Raw genomic sequence first — 17,629 nt, forward strand, 5'->3', positions numbered from 1 at the left:
TGAATGACCGCTGCATTCCCTGCCCGGCATCAGAAAGACGGTACAAAATATAAAAATCCCGGCTATTGCCGGGATTTTTCAAAACAATGCTGATTACACTATTTATTGCCTGCTCAGTAAAGATCAGGCTTCGGCAATAATCACCGCCCGTAATGGTGCCGGATAACCTTCGGCGGTTTTATTGCGGTCCTGCGGATCGAGAAAATCCGCCAGCGAGTTGAAATGCATCCAGTCGGTGGTGCGCTGCTCATCCAGCGAGGTCTGGTTCAGATCCACCACTCTTGCGTTTTTAAAGCCGACGCGGCGACACCAGAGCAGCAGGGTTTCGGTGCTGGGAATAAACCACACGTTGCGCATCATGGCGTAACGGTCTTCCGGCATTAATACTTCGCCCAGCGCACCGTCAATCACCAGCGTCTCCAGCACCAGCTCACCACCGGGGCGCAGTGCGTCTTTTAATTCCTGCAGATGATCGACCGGCGATTTTCGGTGATACAGCACGCCCATGGAGAACACCGTATCAAAGGCTTTTAAATTGCCCGGCACGTCTTCCATTTTCAGCGGTAATAAATCGGCGCGGGCACTGTGACCTGCAGCCTGAAGATAGCGTTTATACGCCTGAAACTGCATCAGGAATAAACGCGATGGATCAACACCAATGACGCGGTAAGCACCGGCACCCAGCATGCGCCAGATGTGGTAACCGGAACCACAGCCAACATCCAGTACCACCCGGCCATCCAGCGGCGCCAGATGCGGAGCCACCCGCTCCCACTTCCAGTCGGAGCGCCATTCGGTATCGATGTGTGTGCCAAAAAACTGAAACGGCCCTTTACGCCAGGGAATCAGCCCTTCCAGCGCCTGCTGTAATTGTTCCTGCTGAGCGCTAGTAATGGCATCGCTGCTGAGGGCAATATCATGGCGATTTAAATCAGCCTGTACCTGCTCAATAACAGGTAGCTGTTGCAGGGCATGTAACCAGCGCTGCTGATCACCGTGTTCTTTTTCCTGCAGCACCAGTTCCAGCTGACGCGGTAAAACCTCAGCCCAGGGCGCCAGCTTACCTTCACGCATAAAGGCCAGAACATCATCAAACCAGTGCAGAATATCGTCACGCTCTGTCATTATTTAACCGCTAAAAAGGACACAAAATTAAAACACTGATACCAGCGGATAACCTGACGGAAGCCGGCGGCTTTCAGACGCTCAATATGCGTCTGTTCCGTTTCCGGAATCAGTACGTTTTCAATCGCGCTGCGTTTCTGGGCAATTTCCAGATCGGAATAACCATTGGCGCGTTTAAAGTCGAGATGCAGTTCGTCCTGCAGCAACTGCTCTTCGGCAGCGAAGCAGAGTTTCTCCGACAGAATCAGCGCCCCGCCCGGCAAGGTCGCATCGGCAATTCTGCTCAGCAAGGTCAGGCGCTGTTCGGGGGCAATAAACTGCAGCACAAAATTCAGCGCCGTGACCGATGCATTTTCCAGCGGGTATTCAAGAATATCGGCACAGGCCATGGTGACCGGTACCTGACCTTCGTCCAGCGCCACATAATGCTCGGCACGCTCAATCATCGAGGCCGAATTATCCAGACCGATAATCCGGCAGCCCGCGGCGCGTTCACCCGCCGCCTGCACACCATGACGCATCGCCAGAGTAACCGCCCCCAGCGAACAGCCCAGATCGTACAGACTGGAACCCGGCTGCGCATAACGGCCGGCAATAATGCCGGACATTGCCACGGTTTCGGCATAGCCCGGCACGGAGCGTTTGATCATGTCCGGAAAGACACGCGCGACCGCGCTGTCGAAGGTAAAACTGGCGACCTTCTGCTGCGGGGTATTAAAGATGGTATCGGGCTGTTGATCGAAGTCGGACATGGCAAACTGACCAGATTCTGTGCAGGGGGCGCATTCTAACGGATGGACACCGGAGCGGCCAGCACTGGCCGCCATTCGCGCCTGTAAGGCCGCCCGAGTCTGATAATACCCAGCGACCCCATACTATTTACTGATAAAACTATTAAATAATCAGTAAAGGCGACCGAACAGCTTTTGACTCCGGTCTGGCCGCTACTTAAGGTGCCGCCGTCCTAAAAGGACCCGACAGGGAAGCCAAAAGGCAACCACTCAGACGAACTCTGACAGCCACCCGGTTCCCTGTCGTTATTACAACACTATGGAGAATCGCATGAATGTAATGCTGAAAACCGCCGGCCTGAGCGTGCTGGCATCTGGCCTGATCGCCTGTGGCGGCGATGAAAATCAGGATGCTGCAGTTCCGCAGAATTATCACAACATTACCACCCATCTGCAGGGCACGGTATTTGATGCCGTTACCGGTGCACGAATCAGCAACGAGTCTCTGAAAGTGCTGCTGGTCCAGGGAGATAAATACCGTACAGCGAAACTGAACAAAGAATACGCTGGTGACTATTTCATTCAGGATATTCCGACCTCAACTGAAAACAATGTGACTTTCCGTATGGAAGCCACAGCAACGGGTTACCAGCCGGTTATTGCTTCCGTTGATTTCAACGCTGATACAAACAACCTGCAGGATAAAAATGCATGGCGCATGGGTAATTTTTATCTGTACCCGCTGGGCGTAAGCGCTGCGGATATGACAGTGACCGTTACCTACAATGGTGAAAAGATTGAAGGGGCAGCCGTTCAGCTGCAACCAAATACCAATGGTAATACCCTGACTGCCGACAGCATTAATGTTATTGCCCCTAACAATGGTTTCCAGGGTGCAATCACTGCCACAACCGATGTTGAAGGTAACGCTGTATTCTCCGGCGACGCTCTGGTTCTGGGTGGCCGTTATCAGGTACAGATTCTGCCAATGAGCTACAAAGGTATTGAACTGGGTCAGCCTACTGCCGTTAACGTGAATATTGGTACCAGCACTATCCACCAGCGCGTAGCGATGGTCGATATCGTACCAGGCAACAACGACGGTCTGTACGTTGCTCAGGCGTCTAACGAAGACGACAACGCCATTAACAGCAATGGTACTCTGACTCTGAAACTGAGCCGTCCGGTCAGCATCGTGAATGAATCATTTGCCAGCGCTGCACTGACCAACGCCACGACAGCGGTGTTGGATACCAACAGCCAGGGCAGTGAAGTAACGGTTACTCTGTCTGCCGACGGTCTGACTCTGACTCTGCAGCCAAACTTTATTACCAATCCGGTAAACTTCAACGGCAATAACAGCGGCACCGCTGACAATGCTATGTACATTACTTACAGCAACCTGTTTGTTCGTCTGCAAGACGGCGACACCACAGAGCTGTACAACGTGCTGAACCTGGTAGATACCAGCGGCTTAACTGTCAGTGGCCGGGTAAACGTTACCGTAGCTTTCTGATAAGAAAGAATAAAAAAGCACCGCTCTGCGGTGCTTTTTTTACCTGCTTACGGCGCCAGAAAACTCAATCCGGTTCCGACACCTCATCCAGTAATAACTGGCCATCCTGTTCCAGTGCTTCTTCGGCCAGATCGCGCGACAGTTCTTTTTTCGCCCGCACGCCCAGCTGTAAAAACTTCTCGCTCTGACTGAGCAGGTTACCACGGCCGCTTTTCATTGAGTTCCAGGCATCGTCGTAACTCTTCTGTACGGTGCCAAGCTGGCTGCCGACCTTCTCGAATTTCTCCACCACGATCACCAGTTTTTCATACACCTTAGCCGCCTGGTCAGCGAGTTTTTCGGTGCTCTTACTGCGCCGTTCCACCGCCCAGATACTGGCCACCGTGCGCAGGGTCGCCAGCAAGGTGGTTGGTGTGACCACCACAATACGGCGTTCAAAGGCTTCGTTAAATAAGGCTTCATCCTGCTGGAATGCCAGCATAAAAGCTGGCTCTACCGGCATAAACAGGAAAACAAAATCCGGTGAATGCAGCCCCTGTAATTGTTGATAGGCTTTATCGCTCAGGCTGCGGATATGATTACGGATAGCATCCACATGGCGGCGCGCGGCAGCATCGCGCTCAATATCGCTTTCGGCGTTAACATAATCGGTATAGGCATTGAGCGAGACTTTGGAGTCGACAATGATGTGTTTCTTTTCCGGTAAATTAATAATCACATCCGGCCGATAGGTCTTGCCTTCATCATTCTGATGGCTCTGCTCGCGCTGGTATTCTTCCCCTTTGCGTAAGCCGGAACGTTCAAGCACGGTTTCCAGTACCATTTCGCCCCAGTTACCCTGCATTTTTTTCTCACCGCGTAATGCGGTTGTTAATGCGTGGGCCTCGGCGGTAATCTGCTGATTGAGTTTGTGCAGATTTTCGATCTGGGTTTTCAGCTCGGTGCGGTCTTTAACGTCATTCACATAAACATCGTCGACTTTTTTACGCAAACCTTCGAGCTGATCTTTAAAAGGCGTCAGTAATGAGTTCAGACCTTTCTGGCTTTGCTCGCTGAACTGCTGCTGTTTCTGTTCGAAAATTTTATGCGACAGGTGCTCAAACTCTTTCAGCAGCTGTTCTTTATTCTGCTCCAGCAAGGCTAACTTTTCTTCAGCGCTGCGCTGCTGTTGTGTGCGTGCTTCCTGCTCGGTGGCCAGTTGCTGCTGCAACTGATTCAACTGCTGCTGCAATTGCTGTTGCTGCAGATTTTGCTCCTGACGCTGCTGTTCCAGCTGTTGTGCCTGCTGCTGCAGATTTTCGCTGCGCTCCTGCCAGCGTGCCTGGGCGACATTCTGCTGCTGCAATTCCTGCTGTACCTGTTCCAGCTTCTGTTGCTGCGCATCCAGACTCTGGCTCAGCTGAGTATTCTGCTGCTGATATTGCTGTTCTTTCTGCAACCACTGCTGCTCGCTCTGCTGCCACTGCAGTTGTTCCTGCTCCAGCTGCTGCTGAATTTTCTGCATCTGTGCATGCTGATAAAACCAGGACGCAGCTGCAGCAGCCGATGATAACGCCAGCGCCGATAAAGCCAGCTGTATTAACGAAAACTCAAACATAAAACCTCATCAGATGCAGACATAAACATCAGTTAAAAATGCGCACGCACGCCGGCAATAATACTGTCGGCATCAATATCGCTGAATTCGGTGGTGGAATATTCGGCGAATAACACCACATCATGCTGATTGGGCAGCGGGAAGTTAAATCCGGCACTTCGCATGGTAGAGCAGCCATCGTCTGACCAGGGCTCCAGAACACCACTCACCGCCGTACTCCAGCAATGACGGCCATAACGCACCCAGGGGCCAATGCCATTGGCCAGTGGCAAACGCAGGGTAACATCCCAACCGGCACTGATACCGTCGAATTGTGGGCTTTCGGCATTCTCGTTAATGTTTTTATCGCCCCACAACCATAAACCCAGACCGGTGCTGACACCCGGAATCCACTCGATGCCGCCTCTGGCATACACCAGATCGGTGAGCAGGGTGTCAGACTCACCATCGTCACTGCGTTCTTCCGGAATACTCTGGGCACTCAGCCCAAGCGCCAGCGCGGCATACCCCTGAGGCTGCCATGCCTGTACCGGCATACCCAGCAGTAAAAGCAGAAAGCCCATACGGCTCGTTGCGTAACAGCAGCTGTACCGGCCTTTCATCGTGTTGTCATCGGAATACATCATGTTCAGTCCTGTTGTTACTTAGGCCATCGGGCCAAATGCGCTGTCGTCATTTGCCACCCTGCGCGCCAATCTGTGCTGATTATGCCTGATTGCTGCGGCATTGCGTGCCAGTGAATTGCCAAACTGGTTCCATCGTGCAGAATCGACATCACAATAAAAACAGCTCACCACCAAAGGATAATTCCATGAAGGCCGTTGCTTTAGCGCTGCTTGCGCTGACCCCGGTGCTGACCACTCAGGTTCAGGCCAGCTCCTCCACCCCGAGCATGAACAACCACTACTCTACCCATCCGCTGCAGTGGTACAACGAGGTTTCCGAGCTGGAATACTTCGACACCAACTTCACCACCACCTGGGTAACCAATCCGGCCTGCGATAACAGCGCCGACTTTACCGCCGTCACCTACAACATTTTCCACAATGTGGGCTTTGTGTACGACTTCGGTGATGAAATGGAACAGTCACTGGGCAAGGTCACTGAATGTGCCGACGTTATTATGCTGCAGGAAGCCTGGGACTACGACGATATGTACGAAGACGGTCCGGTGGATGATTTTGCCGCACGCGGTTTTGAAGACACCTACGGCGGTGGCAGCAACTATTGCAACGGCAGTGATATCGAAGACGACTGTCCGGGACTGATGATTTTCTCACGCCACGGTTATGCAAAAAAACTGGGCTACCACAAATACAACGCCACCAGTGGTATTGATGGCGTAAAAGGCAAAGGCGTGATCGGTGCCATTGTCGAAAAAAATGGCCAGTACATTTATGTATTCAACACCCACCTTGTCTACGGCAGCGCGCAGCATCTGGGCGGCAACAGCAGCGACGACAACGCCCGCCGTGGCCAGATGAATGAAGCCATTAACTGGATTAAAGGTAAGATCGACGCCAACGCCGCACAATTCCCGCCAGCGGCCGTTATTTTCGGTGGCGACTTTAACACCGACCTGCAGAACCCCGCCGCGGTACAGAACATCACCCAGGGCAGCCTGTGGGATCAGATGGCATTAGTACGTAATCAGAACACCGAAGTACGCGATGGCCTGCAATATACCTACTGGCCAAAAGATGCCTGCTGTGAAGACACCGGTCCGAACGGTCTGGCAACCGACGATTACGCCTGGTTCGATTACACCCTGGTATTTGATGCAGCCAACTGGAACATCGGCGCTCCGGCTACCGGCTGCGGCGTTACCCGCGTCAATACCAGCGTCTGGGCACCGGAATGGCGCGGTCAGGATGGCCAGCGTTATCTCGCCTACTACACCCACAGCGATCATTACGGCAGCCTGACCGAAATCGATCTCTGCCAGCCGTAATATGCAGCGTTTAACTATTATCCGGCTGGTGCTGCTTGCAGCACTCGCCACTGGCTTCACTGTGCTGTTGCTGCAATGGCGAACACCGCTGACTCAGGTCGGCGGTGATTCTGTATCCCTTGTTACTGACCCGCAGTCTGATGCTGCGCCAGAGCACACTCTGGCCGACGCCCCGGCTTCATTGCGTGAACGCCTGCACCAGAGTTTACTGCGCGGCGCCCAGCAGGCCGCCGCTCAACAGCTGACCCAATCACTGAATACCCTGCACTGGCGCGAAAGCGAATGGCAGGCCGACCCCAATGCCGGGCTTGAGCGTTTGCAGCAACGCTGCCAACAACAACTCAGCCGTGCCTTTGAACGCAACGCTGACGACAGCGACATACAGCAACTCTGTGAACAGCAGTTGCTGTTATCTCTGGCAGAAAATCAGGGCTTAACCCTGGAGCAGGCCAGCCGCTTTATTTCGCTCAGCCGGGAAAACCCACAACCGCTGAAACAATTCCAGCAACGCTCACCATTGAGCGATTTCGATAATCCGCTGCAGTTTTTTGAACAATACTGGGCCACACAGGATGCACTTTACGGTACCGATATAAGCCGGGAAGTCTTCGGCGCCCAGCGCGATGGCATGCGTTTTAATCAACGCTTTCAGGATTTTTTAACACAGGCCAAAAACCTGCCATTAAAAGACCGTTTGGCCTGGTATGAACAACAGCAGCAACAATTTGCCAGCCAGCATGGTCAGCCGTTAAGCGCCCTGAGCAGCGATGCCATCGACCACGTTAACCGCCTGATCAGCCTGTACGAAGCCGGCGACGCTGCCAATGCTGACGATAAGCTGCAGCAACGCTACCAGCTGCGCCGCCAATACCTGAGTGAAGCCAGTGCCGAACGCTGGCGCAAGCGTGAAGAAAGACAATTAAAAGAAAGCGGAACCTTAGCGGAGCTGCACTGATATAGCTCCGGAGACGGTTGCACCATCGCCTGCATCAGCTACCCCGGAGCATCCTCGTACTAAATCATCAAGGATGATATTCCCCCTGAGCACATCGGATAAGTGTTCTAATAAATATTGCTGTTTTTTCTGCAATATAAATCAGCTGTAAAATAATTATTCTGTTTTCCACTACCCTTGTTCTTCCGCTTCAGCAGAAGCTAAACCAAGAGAACAGCGTATGGAACATGCATTTTACGTTCGAATGACCACCGCAGGGAAAGGCGACTCAGGAACCGATTACAGAATACACTTCACCCTCCACGGCCTGAATTCCAAGGGAAAGATGATTTCCTCCCCATCATTTGAAATTTTAAGTTGCCGTGGGCTTAAAGATAATAACAGTGTTGCGTCTCCTCATTCTGATCCGTTCGCAGCAAAAGAGATTCCGGTAATGGTGGAGGATCTGGTATCCCCTACCAGCATCACCATTTCCTGCCTGCACAGTGATGCTTACCGTCCCTGCGTGGTTGTTTTAAGATCCGGAAAGGAATCCTGGGTTTTTCCGAACTACAGTAACGCAGCCACCGAAAAAGAACATGGTGTAAACAAACCCATAACGATTCCGGTTCTGGATTTCCAGCAACAGGATTGGGATGAAAGCCATCTTATCTGTCCTACCCCGACCAGCATCAATGACAATCTTGTGGATTCACAGCCTGTTTTAGTCTGTCACAAACGACTGCCGGATTTAAACAACAGTAAATACAGAACATTAAAAGTGAGTGCATTTTACAAGCTGGTTTATTCCGGTACTGCCATTAAAGGAAGTCCTATCGACCGAATGATAGAAGTAAGTGCTGGTGTCGAAAATGAAATATCGGTTACTGAGCAGGTCAGTGCCAGTCTGGGCGTGGAAGCCAGCTTCCTGAGCATCGGTGCGGAAATATCCAAAGAAACAACCCATACCCAAAGAATAACCAACCACACGACGATTACTCAGAAACTGACCGGAAGCACAGACAGCTCACCTATCCGTATTGCCTGGTGGCAGAAAGTGTATCGTTATGAGGTTCAGGGGATAAACCAGAACTGGGGAAGTTCAGCGATATTCGATGATCCTCTGGACTCTAATATGCTCAAAACCTGGTACCAGGAGCCAATCGAATAAATAACCACATTAAGATTTAAAAATATCTGTTCATCACGACCAGCGCGATGAACAGATATTTTCTTTGCCAGGGTCTGTTAACACTAATTGAACCGGGCCTTAGACCCGCACTCACATATCCAAACTCTCCGCCCGGCAATCCCCCGGATTACGCAACGGGCAATCCGCTAACGATAAACAGCCACAACCTATGCAGCTGTCGAGCTGCTGCTGTAATAAATTCAGGTCAGCTATTTTTTGTTGCAGTAACGCCTGCCACTGACGTGACATGGCCTGCCATTGTGCGGCAGTCGGGGCGCTGTCTGCGGGTAATACCGCCAGCGCCTGTTTAATTTCGCGCAGGGTGATGCCGGTGCGCTGCGCCACCTTAATAACCGCAATACGGCGCAATACATGGCGGCTGTAACGGCGATGATTGCCATTATTACGCCAGCTGCGGATCAGCCCTTCTGCTTCATAAAAATGCACGGTGGATACCGGGATATCACAGCGCCGGGCAATTTCACCCACGCTCAATGCAGTTTTGTCGGCGGCAACCGGCTGCGGCATAACGCTTGACCTCAAGTTAAGCTGAGGTTTTATGGTAACCGCCGGTTTCATTATTGAGAAGACTATTTATGTCACAGACCGTCATATCCCCGGCTCAGGCTGTCCCGATACCGGCCCCCGCAACATCCGCGGAACTACCACCAACACAACAAACCTCAGCGCTCAGTCTGATTATTATCTGCGTTCTGGTCGGCCTGAATCTGCGCCCGGCACTGGCGGCCATCGGCCCGGTTGTAACGCTGCTGCAACAGGATACCGGGCTAAGCTTCAGCGGTGTTGCCTGGCTGACCCTGCTGCCGGTACTGGCGATGGGTATTGGCTGCTTTGTTACCTTATGGCTGCGCCGCCATATCAGCCTGGCGCACTTAATTCAGGGCGCTTTAGCCTTGTTACTGCTCGCCAACCTGCTGCGTCTGATCGACGCCGGTAGCCTGAATGCCGCACTATTACTGCTGACCGCATTACTGGCCGGCTCCGGTATTGCCGTTATTCAGGCAACACTGCCGATTGTGATTAAGTCGCTGGCCAGCGACAGTGCCAGAATTATGGGGTTTTATGTCAGTGCCATTATGGCGGGTGCGGCGTTAGGCGCAGGGCTTACTCCTTTTCTGGCGCAGTGGCTGGCCAGCTGGCGTGCCGCTCTGGCTTTCTGGGCGGTGCTGGCGGTTGCAGCATTCGTGGCCTGGATACGCTGGACAGCACGGACACAAATTCAGCCTGCGGCAACGTCCGCTGAACCACAGTCTGCAACAGACGCTGAAATACTCTCTGCACGCCCGGCTGCCCAGAGCTTCAACCGTTACCGGCTTATGTCATTAGTGGCGACCTTCAGCATGGCAGCTGCGGGCTATGTATGCGTACTGGCCTGGTTGCCGCCGTTTCTGATTGACCTTGGCTACAGCAACACAGAATCCGGATTAATGCTGGGTTATCTGACCGCAGTGGAAGTGATTGCCGGATTACTCTTTCCGGCCTGGGCTGCAGGCAGCCCCGACCGCCGCCGGGTATTATTCAGCGTGCTGATATTATCCATCGGTGGTTTTATCTGGCTGGCGTATTTTCCGCTGACAGGTGCAGTGCCGTTGCCTTCTGCAGCATTCACCCTGGCATCAATGCCCATAGTGCTTATCCCACTGACGCTGCTGGGACTGGGTATTGGCGGACAATTTCCGATGATTATGATCGTTACTATGGATCATCACCCGGATGCTCAACAGGCGGGGTCATTAATCAGCAAAGTGCAGGGATACGGCTACAGCCTCGCAGCAATTACGCCGTTAATAATGGGAAGTGTGCGCGATCAGCTGGGTAATTTCAGCTCCGCCTGGCTGGCTCTGGCCATTATGTATGCTGCCGCCTTGCTGCTGTGCAGCCGTTATAACCCGGTGCGTTATCCACAATTGCTGATGGCGCGACAGTAAAGAATAAACAGCCTGACCGCTTCTTCAGGCTTTTATTGCAGGCTTCCAGCACAGGTTTTTAACATCACTTCGCCGCCGGCACTGTTCAGCAGAGTATTAACGGTATCGTTCATAGTCTGCTGACTCAAAGGCCAGTCGGGTGTTTTGTTACTGCGCGGGAAAATCATATAAACCACGGTGCCGGAAGGCGTACCGGCACCAGTTCTTGGATTCGGGCTATCGCCGCCCAGGGCACTGGCAAGCGCAATCGACATTTCCCCCAGCGTCGCTCTGGCTGAGCCAATATCCGCAATAATAAAAGGTGACGATTTCCCATTACTCAGATTCAGCGCATACCCAAAATCGCCTAATGCTCCGGTGCCTTTCTTTTTATAAAAATCACCGGGAAATACCAGATACGGCACCGAGCGGGAGTCGACATAACGCTGCGGATCGGTCACCGCTTTCTGTCCATCCTGCAGGGATGTACGCGAAACTAAAAAGCCTTTAAAAGTGCCTTCTGGCTGCACATAAGCCTGCGCCGGATTATCCGGGTCGGCGACAATGGCCGAACGCCACCAGCTGTATTTTGGATAACCCCCATTAGCCGGACAATCCAGTCCTTTAAAGCCTTCGCCCTGCGTACAGTGCAGGCTGACATCATCCGGGTGATAGGCATTGGGCGCACCATCGGCATCAACCCTGATCTCATTACTGGTAAACAGATAAGCGTTCTGCTCACTGTGATGCAACAATGCCGTACCCTGGAACTGATCCCACGCCGTGAAAACACAGCCGGATTCGGCCATCACCTGCGATACCCACAGCGGCAGCATAATAAGAAGAGCCATTCCTTTCATAGTGATTCTATCGTCCTGACAGCACAGAGAGCGTTGAGTGTATCGGACACATCGATTAAAAACACCCGCAGGCGGCATCAGGCGCATATATGTACAGGTTGTTACTGACAAAACACAGCAGAAGCCACAGCCCTTTTCCATTAACATCGATTCAACTTAAGCCCTGAAGAACGGAGAACCCGATGCCCAAACTCACTCTGTTTTACGATGGCCACTGCCCGCTTTGTGTACGCGAAATGCGTCACCTGACCCAGCTAGATCGTGCGCAGAATATGCAACTGGTCGATATCCAAAGTGAGGACTTCAGCGAACACTGGCCGCAGGTTAATAAAGCAGAAGCCAGCCGCATCTTGCTGGCCGTGCAGGACAACGGTGAATGGCTGCGCGGCCTTGATGTTACTCACCGCGCCTGGCAACTGGTCGGCAAGGGCTATTGGATCGCGCCCCTGCGCTGGCCGGTTATCCGCTTGCTCGCCGATCAGGTTTACCTGTGGTTTGCGCGCAACCGTTACCGGATTTCCGGCTGGCTGACCGGCCAGCAGCGGTGTGAGGCCTGTGAGATTAGTGGCTGTGATATTGCGGAAAAGAAGCAGAACATGAAGCAGGATAAGTAATAGCAGCCGCTGCTCGGACTGGGTTTAGCGATTGATTCAAAGCCAATGCAGGGTTTGGCTGAGTAGCCGCTGCAGCGGCTACTTAACAGCATCGCAGGGAGCCGGAGCCCCGGCTCAGAACACTTAACCCACAACAGGCTGTTTAGCCTCATCCTCGGCCTGCTTACGCAACATAAAACGCTGAATTTTTCCGCTGGAGGTTTTCGGCAGTTCAGCAACAAATTCAATCTCACGCGGGAAGGAATGGGTCGACAGGCATTTACGCACATGCTGCTGTAATTCTTTCGCCAGCGCCTCATCGCTGAAATATTCCGGGCGCAACACCACATAGGCTTTAACAATGGCACCACGCTCGGCATCGGGTTTACCCACGACCGCGCTTTCAATCACTGCCGGATGTTCGAGCAATGCACTTTCAACTTCGGCCGGGCCGATACGGTAACCGGCAGAGGCAATAATATCGTCGTCGCGGCCAGTGTAAGAATGTGAACCATCGCCATTGCTGACGACCACATCGCCGGTCAGATAATACTGACCTTTATAAGGTTTTTTCGCATCGCCCATATAGCCCTGAAAAAAGAACAGCGGCGAGTTATCCATATCCACCGCCAGCTCGCCGGTTTCACCGGGCGCCACTTCTTTGCCATAAGGGTCAAGCGCAACCAGACGATAGCCGGGTATCTCATATCCCATGCTGGCATCACGGTGCATATGATCAAACTCGTGGAAATTCGCCGAGGTCATACCGGTTTCGGTCTGGCCATACTGATCACACACACGGCAATTCAGCATGCGCTGTGCCCAGCTGACAATTTCCGGATTCAGCGGTTCACCGGCACTGCTGGCTACGCGCAGATTAATCTCCGGATAGTTTTTTAATAAATCATCATTGGCTTTTAATAAACGATACGCCGTTGGCGCCGCCGCCAGATTGGTAATGGCGTATTTACGTAAAAATTCAAACGTATTGTCGGCAGTAAATCCGGCTTCGTTAAAATGAATGGTCGCACCCAACTGCAGCGGCGCCACAATGCCGTAATACAAACCATAGGCCCAGCCAGGATCGGCAACGTTCCAGAATTTATCGTCGGCACGCAAACCCACGGCGTATTTCATATACATATGAAAGGCCATTAATGCCCGCGCCGGAACCACCAGACCTTTGGCTTTGCCGGTGGTACCGGAGGTAAACATCTGCAGCATCGGATCATCGGCACCAATTAAAACCGGCTCAAAGCTGTCTGATTGTTTGGCCAGCTCGGCTTCGAACAGAAAATCCGGCTTACCCGCCACAACATCGGCGGAATCCGCGACCAGCATGCTGGGTGGCAAGCCTTTAACATCGGCCAGCTTGGGCCACTGTTCCGGATTGGTAATAATCAGCTTACTTTGCGCCTGTTCAAGACGGTATTCGATTGCGCCGGAACCAAACGCGGTAAACAATGGCTGATATACTGCACCGGCTTTCAGAGTACCGAGCACACAAATGAGTAATTCCGGGGTTCGTGGCAACAGACAAGCCACACGGTCGCCGGGGCCAATGCCCTGAGCTTTAAGAAAACCGGCAAAGCGCGCCGCACGCTGCTGCAGCCCGGCAAAGGTAATTTCGCCGGTTGAGCCATCAATGCGCTCGTAACGCAGGGCAACCCGGGTTGGATCTCCGGCATGGCGGTCGCAGATTTCGGTGCAGACATTAAGACCTTGGTCGAAGTCAGCACAGAACTGCTGTTTGAGAGAATCGACAGAAAAACCGCTGACGAAGGCGTCATAGCTCATAGTGTGCATAGTGCTTTACCCTGTTGTTCTTGTTGTGCGCATCATTGTTGTCTGCGCGGGCGTTTATCAGGGCCTGTTTAAATAGTGTCGACAGGCCCTGACATGCGATTCACCCATGCTAAGACAAGGCAGGCGACAAACAGAATGACAGGATTAAGCAGATAACTTAACAACTTTTGCGCACAGCCAGAGCGCTGATGCCAGGCCAGCCGCTCAGTCCAGACACCCGGGCCAGACACTGGTAAAAACAACGCAGGACAGCCGATATCGCTATGCAAAATCTGACCTTCTCTTCACATTATGCCCGCGCTGCACTCTACGGACTGGAACAGAAAAAAGGCGATTGCTCGGCCCTGCTGCAGGCGAAGAATATTGACCCCAACCTGATCCGCGAGCCACTGGCGCGTATTCCTACCGACCAGTTTGTGCGTCTGTTCCGCCTGATCTGGAAAGCGCTGGATGACGAGTTTATGGGCCGCACTATCAACCCCTGCAAGGTCGGTCATTTTCATCTTATGGGGTCACTGGCGGTACATGCTAATAATCTCGAAGAAGTGCTGCGCGAAAGCATCCGCTGTTACCGTTTATTTACCAACGAAATAGAAATCAGCCTGAACCTCGATGGCGATGATGCCGAACTGAGCCTGACTCATCATAATCCGCAGCTCGACCCCGATGCTTTTTTGGTCGAATGGTTATTACTGGTCTGGCACCGCCTGACCGGCTGGCTGATTGACCGTAAAATTGTGCTCAGCCAGGCCACGTTCACACACGCCCTGCCGCCGCATTTTGATGAATACCGTTTTGTATTTCCTACCCGCTGTTTTTTTGGCCGCGAGCGCAACAGCCTGTTTTTCAGTAAAAACCTGCTTTCTATGCCGGTGGTGCGCACACCCGCCGAGCTGGATGAATTTATTAATAATTCACCACGTGACCTGATTGTCTGGACCGATGAAGACGACAGCATCACCACCCAGGTGCGCCGCCTGCTTGAAGCAGGCGATACAAGTAGTCTGCCGAACCTCGACTGGGTGGCCGAGCAATTGCACATGACCTCCTACACCCTGTGCCGCAAATTAAAAGCCGAAGGCAGCGCCTATCAGAAAATTAAAGATAACCTGCGCCGCGATCAGGCCGTGGTAATGCTGACCCGGCAAAACCTCAGTATTGCTGAAATATCCAGCCAGCTTGGTTTTGCCGAACCGGGAGCGTTTTCACGCGCGTTTAAAGGCTGGACCGGGGTGAGCCCGTTGGCGTACCGGCAGCAGGATCAATAAAGGAGCCGCTGCGCGAGGTAGCTTTTGTTATTGAATAAAAGCCAATGCGGGGCTGCCTGACCGCCATGCATGGCGGAATGCCGATTGTGCAGGAGTACACAATCGGCGCTGCGCCCCATGCAAGGAGAGGTATCTCCTTCCGATCCTCTCTTGCGCCTGTCTGGTGCTGTTCATCCAGACGCACGCCCGATATAACACCAAACATCGCACTGTGGGAGCGGATCTTATCCGCGACGGAAACAGCTCTACATTCACTCTCATATGTAGAGTGGGCACTGCCCACCAAAAGGCCTGAACAGAAGACCGCTGAATAGTGACTTTGTAGGTATCTGCAATTTACCCACAAAGCTTCGTATGTAAAGAAACGGTGGAACTATATACAGTATATTTCCGAGTTATACGCAAATCAGGCATGCTTTACATTCGTGCTTGCTCGCTTTGTCAGAGGGTAGTAACTTAAACGTCAAATGAATCAACAGTTTGCAAACATGGTTTGTAATCTGGCTAGTTAATACAGCTGCCTTCTGAACCTGAATTAACAGGCGTTCGCGTTTTTCTTGAAGGGGTTTTTGAGTTATGGAAGATTTCTCAGCTTGCTCAATGAGTTATGCGGAGTTTCTCGAAAGAGTCGCTCAGGATAAATGCGCACGCACACTAATACATTGTTAGGTAATAATTCTTCAAATCAAGGACCGAAATGAACCAGAAAACTCTGAATATTTACGAAGCCTGTGCAGCTTTAGTTTTACTATTTGCCCTCCAGTTTCTAGTGGTAATTAGCTTCATTGATTCCGGTGCTTCCATTATCAATGGCGATCCGAAAAACTCTGTGATTTCTGTAATCTCAACCGGCTTTTTAATTTCCATATTAATGAAAGTAACAAATTCAACTTATAAAGATATTTTCCACTTATCCAGCAATTCTATATTTAGCACCTTAAGCTTTTTGTTTATACCTGTTTCATTAACGATAATTCCCTCCTCCTTATGGCTTAATGATCTAGTTATGTTTGTAACTAACTTTTTACCGGAAAACAAACAAAGCATTGATTCATTAAATAATATGCTATCAGGAGGAGTGGTAACTATAATATCAATTTGTGTAATCGCTCCATTCCTCGAAGAAATGCTTTTTAGAGGTATGTTCCTAAGAGGTTTTCTAGGGCATTACAGTCCTACCAGATCAATACTTTACTCATCAATATTATTTTCTGTAGTACATTTTAATATATATCAAATGCCGACGGCTTTTCTTTTAGGATGTTATGTCGGTTGGCTTTACTACGTTACACGTTCCTTGTGGCCTTGTATATTTGCACACTCTTTAAACAATGCAATTGCATATTTAGCTTTCATTTATTGGCCACAAGGTGATTTTAATGGCATTGGCGTAAACTTTTTATCACTAATAATTTCTGCCTTAGGTATCTTATTAGTCGCCAGAATATACGGTATAAAGCTATCCTTAACAGGGATAGGTAGATTCTAATAAATGCCTAACCGGTCCTGTAATTTCTCCTATCCGCGATAAAGCCGAGATCTGTGGAAGTGACTTTCAGCCGCGATAGCTGCACAGGAATGAAAGAGCATGAATTTGTGTAAGCGTACAACAGCGCGTTCAACTACCACTAACTTCGTTCGTTGGACGGTCAAAAGCTACGCTTTCCTGCCCGTTAGCTTAATCGTTATGTGTCAATCAGAGTAAGTGCATGGAAATAGACTATGAAAAAATTGGAAGTAAAGAAGAGCTGATCGCTCTTATTGCTAGACTTTGCACTGAGGATACGTCCAAGTGGGAGAACGTATCTATTGTATCCTTCCTTGAAGCCATGCGGCTTGGCTAGAGGGTTCAGGTCATTTCTATAAAAATCTCAAAATGGACACGAATTCAGAGCTTCCGAGTTGGCAGATATTCGCGGATGCAATCCAGGCCGCAACTATCTATGAGTAATCTTCAATACATAACAAGCAAAGAAAAGATCACCCTGATCTTGCTCAGACAAAACGGAAACCAAAGTCAAACTGGCGAGGTGTAATCATCCCCGCTTTTAAAAAACTCAGTGGAATTAGTTCAGACCTGATCTGACACTTCTGATTGAAAAGAAGAGAGTTTCCCGTTTTGATAATG

At 51.3% G+C, this 17,629-nt stretch carries 15 protein-coding genes and 1 pseudogene; 9 read left to right on the plus strand and 7 right to left on the minus strand.

The genetic code is table 11. The features are described 5' to 3' along the window. Nucleotides 1–123: 123 nt before the first annotated feature. Both cmoB and cmoA read right to left on the minus strand, forming a co-directional pair. Nucleotides 124–1,125: a tRNA 5-methoxyuridine(34)/uridine 5-oxyacetic acid(34) synthase CmoB gene (gene cmoB / locus B3P58_RS06975; RefSeq protein WP_286716623.1), complete on the minus strand. Its 1,002-nt coding sequence runs from the start codon at nt 1,123–1,125 to the stop codon at nt 124–126. Further along, entirely contained in the window at nt 1,125–1,877 is a 753-nt protein-coding gene (cmoA, locus tag B3P58_RS06980) for a carboxy-S-adenosyl-L-methionine synthase CmoA (protein WP_286716624.1), read from the minus strand. The genes cmoB and cmoA overlap by 1 nt, the downstream gene beginning before the upstream one ends. Before the next feature lie 310 nt (nt 1,878–2,187). Here cmoA and B3P58_RS06985 point away from each other — a divergent pair, with 310 nt between their 5' ends. Further along, nucleotides 2,188–3,372 carry a hypothetical protein gene (locus B3P58_RS06985; RefSeq protein WP_225692282.1) on the plus strand — a complete coding sequence of 395 codons (1,185 nt, stop codon included), beginning with the start codon at nt 2,188–2,190 and terminating at the stop codon, nt 3,370–3,372. A gap of 64 nt (nt 3,373–3,436) precedes the next feature. On the opposite strand, the gene B3P58_RS06990 is transcribed toward B3P58_RS06985, so the two are convergent. Together B3P58_RS06990 and B3P58_RS06995 are read right to left on the minus strand one after the other, a co-directional pair. Next, nucleotides 3,437–4,969, minus strand: a complete 1,533-nt coding sequence (locus B3P58_RS06990) for a DNA recombination protein RmuC (RefSeq protein ID WP_286716625.1) — start codon at nt 4,967–4,969, stop codon at nt 3,437–3,439. Nucleotides 4,970–5,001: 32 nt separating this feature from the next. Next, nucleotides 5,002–5,595 (minus strand): hypothetical protein, encoded by a 594-nt coding sequence (locus B3P58_RS06995; RefSeq protein ID WP_286716626.1) that lies wholly within the window; start codon nt 5,593–5,595, stop codon nt 5,002–5,004. A 185-nt stretch (nt 5,596–5,780) separates the two neighbouring features. On the opposite strand from B3P58_RS06995, the gene B3P58_RS07000 reads away from it, so the two are divergent. The 3 genes from B3P58_RS07000 to B3P58_RS07010 all read left to right on the plus strand — a co-directional run bounded on the left by B3P58_RS07000 (nt 5,781) and on the right by B3P58_RS07010 (nt 9,025). Continuing rightward, nucleotides 5,781–6,920, plus strand: coding sequence for an endonuclease/exonuclease/phosphatase family protein (locus tag B3P58_RS07000; protein WP_286716627.1), 1,140 nt, complete (start codon nt 5,781–5,783; stop codon nt 6,918–6,920). A gap of 1 nt (nt 6,921) precedes the next feature. Then, on the plus strand, nt 6,922–7,875 hold the full coding sequence (locus tag B3P58_RS07005; RefSeq protein ID WP_286716628.1) for a hypothetical protein: 954 nt from the start codon (nt 6,922–6,924) through the stop codon (nt 7,873–7,875). Nucleotides 7,876–8,095: 220 nt separating this feature from the next. Continuing rightward, nucleotides 8,096–9,025, plus strand: coding sequence for a hypothetical protein (locus B3P58_RS07010; RefSeq protein WP_145469628.1), 930 nt, complete (start codon nt 8,096–8,098; stop codon nt 9,023–9,025). 111 nt (nt 9,026–9,136) lie between these two features. Here the strand turns inward: B3P58_RS07010 and soxR are convergent, their stop codons facing one another. After that, complete coding sequence (soxR, locus tag B3P58_RS07015; RefSeq protein WP_286716629.1) at nt 9,137–9,574, minus strand: redox-sensitive transcriptional activator SoxR; 438 nt, start codon at nt 9,572–9,574, stop codon at nt 9,137–9,139. A 68-nt stretch (nt 9,575–9,642) separates the two neighbouring features. Between soxR and B3P58_RS07020 the strand changes: the two genes are divergently transcribed. Then, nucleotides 9,643–10,995: an MFS transporter gene (locus B3P58_RS07020; protein ID WP_286716631.1), complete on the plus strand. Its 1,353-nt coding sequence runs from the start codon at nt 9,643–9,645 to the stop codon at nt 10,993–10,995. Between the two features lie 32 nt (nt 10,996–11,027). Here B3P58_RS07020 and B3P58_RS07025 read toward each other — a convergent pair whose 3' ends face one another. Further along, entirely contained in the window at nt 11,028–11,834 is an 807-nt protein-coding gene (locus B3P58_RS07025) for a glycoside hydrolase family 75 protein (RefSeq protein ID WP_286716632.1), read from the minus strand. 182 nt (nt 11,835–12,016) lie between these two features. Here B3P58_RS07025 and B3P58_RS07030 point away from each other — a divergent pair, with 182 nt between their 5' ends. Next, nucleotides 12,017–12,448: a thiol-disulfide oxidoreductase DCC family protein gene (locus B3P58_RS07030; protein WP_286716633.1), complete on the plus strand. Its 432-nt coding sequence runs from the start codon at nt 12,017–12,019 to the stop codon at nt 12,446–12,448. Nucleotides 12,449–12,571: 123 nt separating this feature from the next. On the opposite strand, the gene B3P58_RS07035 is transcribed toward B3P58_RS07030, so the two are convergent. Beyond that, nucleotides 12,572–14,233: an AMP-binding protein gene (locus B3P58_RS07035; RefSeq protein WP_145469632.1), complete on the minus strand. Its 1,662-nt coding sequence runs from the start codon at nt 14,231–14,233 to the stop codon at nt 12,572–12,574. Nucleotides 14,234–14,496: 263 nt separating this feature from the next. On the opposite strand from B3P58_RS07035, the gene B3P58_RS07040 reads away from it, so the two are divergent. The 3 genes and pseudogenes from B3P58_RS07040 to B3P58_RS20845 form a co-directional block, all read left to right on the plus strand. Continuing rightward, nucleotides 14,497–15,501 carry an AraC family transcriptional regulator gene (locus tag B3P58_RS07040; protein WP_145469633.1) on the plus strand — a complete coding sequence of 335 codons (1,005 nt, stop codon included), beginning with the start codon at nt 14,497–14,499 and terminating at the stop codon, nt 15,499–15,501. 697 nt (nt 15,502–16,198) lie between these two features. After that, entirely contained in the window at nt 16,199–16,990 is a 792-nt protein-coding gene (locus tag B3P58_RS07045) for a CPBP family intramembrane glutamic endopeptidase (RefSeq protein WP_286716635.1), read from the plus strand. Between the two features lie 354 nt (nt 16,991–17,344). After that, nucleotides 17,345–17,452: pseudogene (locus B3P58_RS20845) on the plus strand (hypothetical protein); the annotation flags it as partial. Nucleotides 17,453–17,629: the final 177 nt, after the last annotated feature.

Origin of the sequence: Thalassolituus sp. UBA2009, assembly GCF_002335285.1 — a bacterium.
GTDB classification, from domain to species: Bacteria; Pseudomonadota; Gammaproteobacteria; order Pseudomonadales; family Oceanobacteraceae; genus Venatoribacter; species Venatoribacter alkanivorans.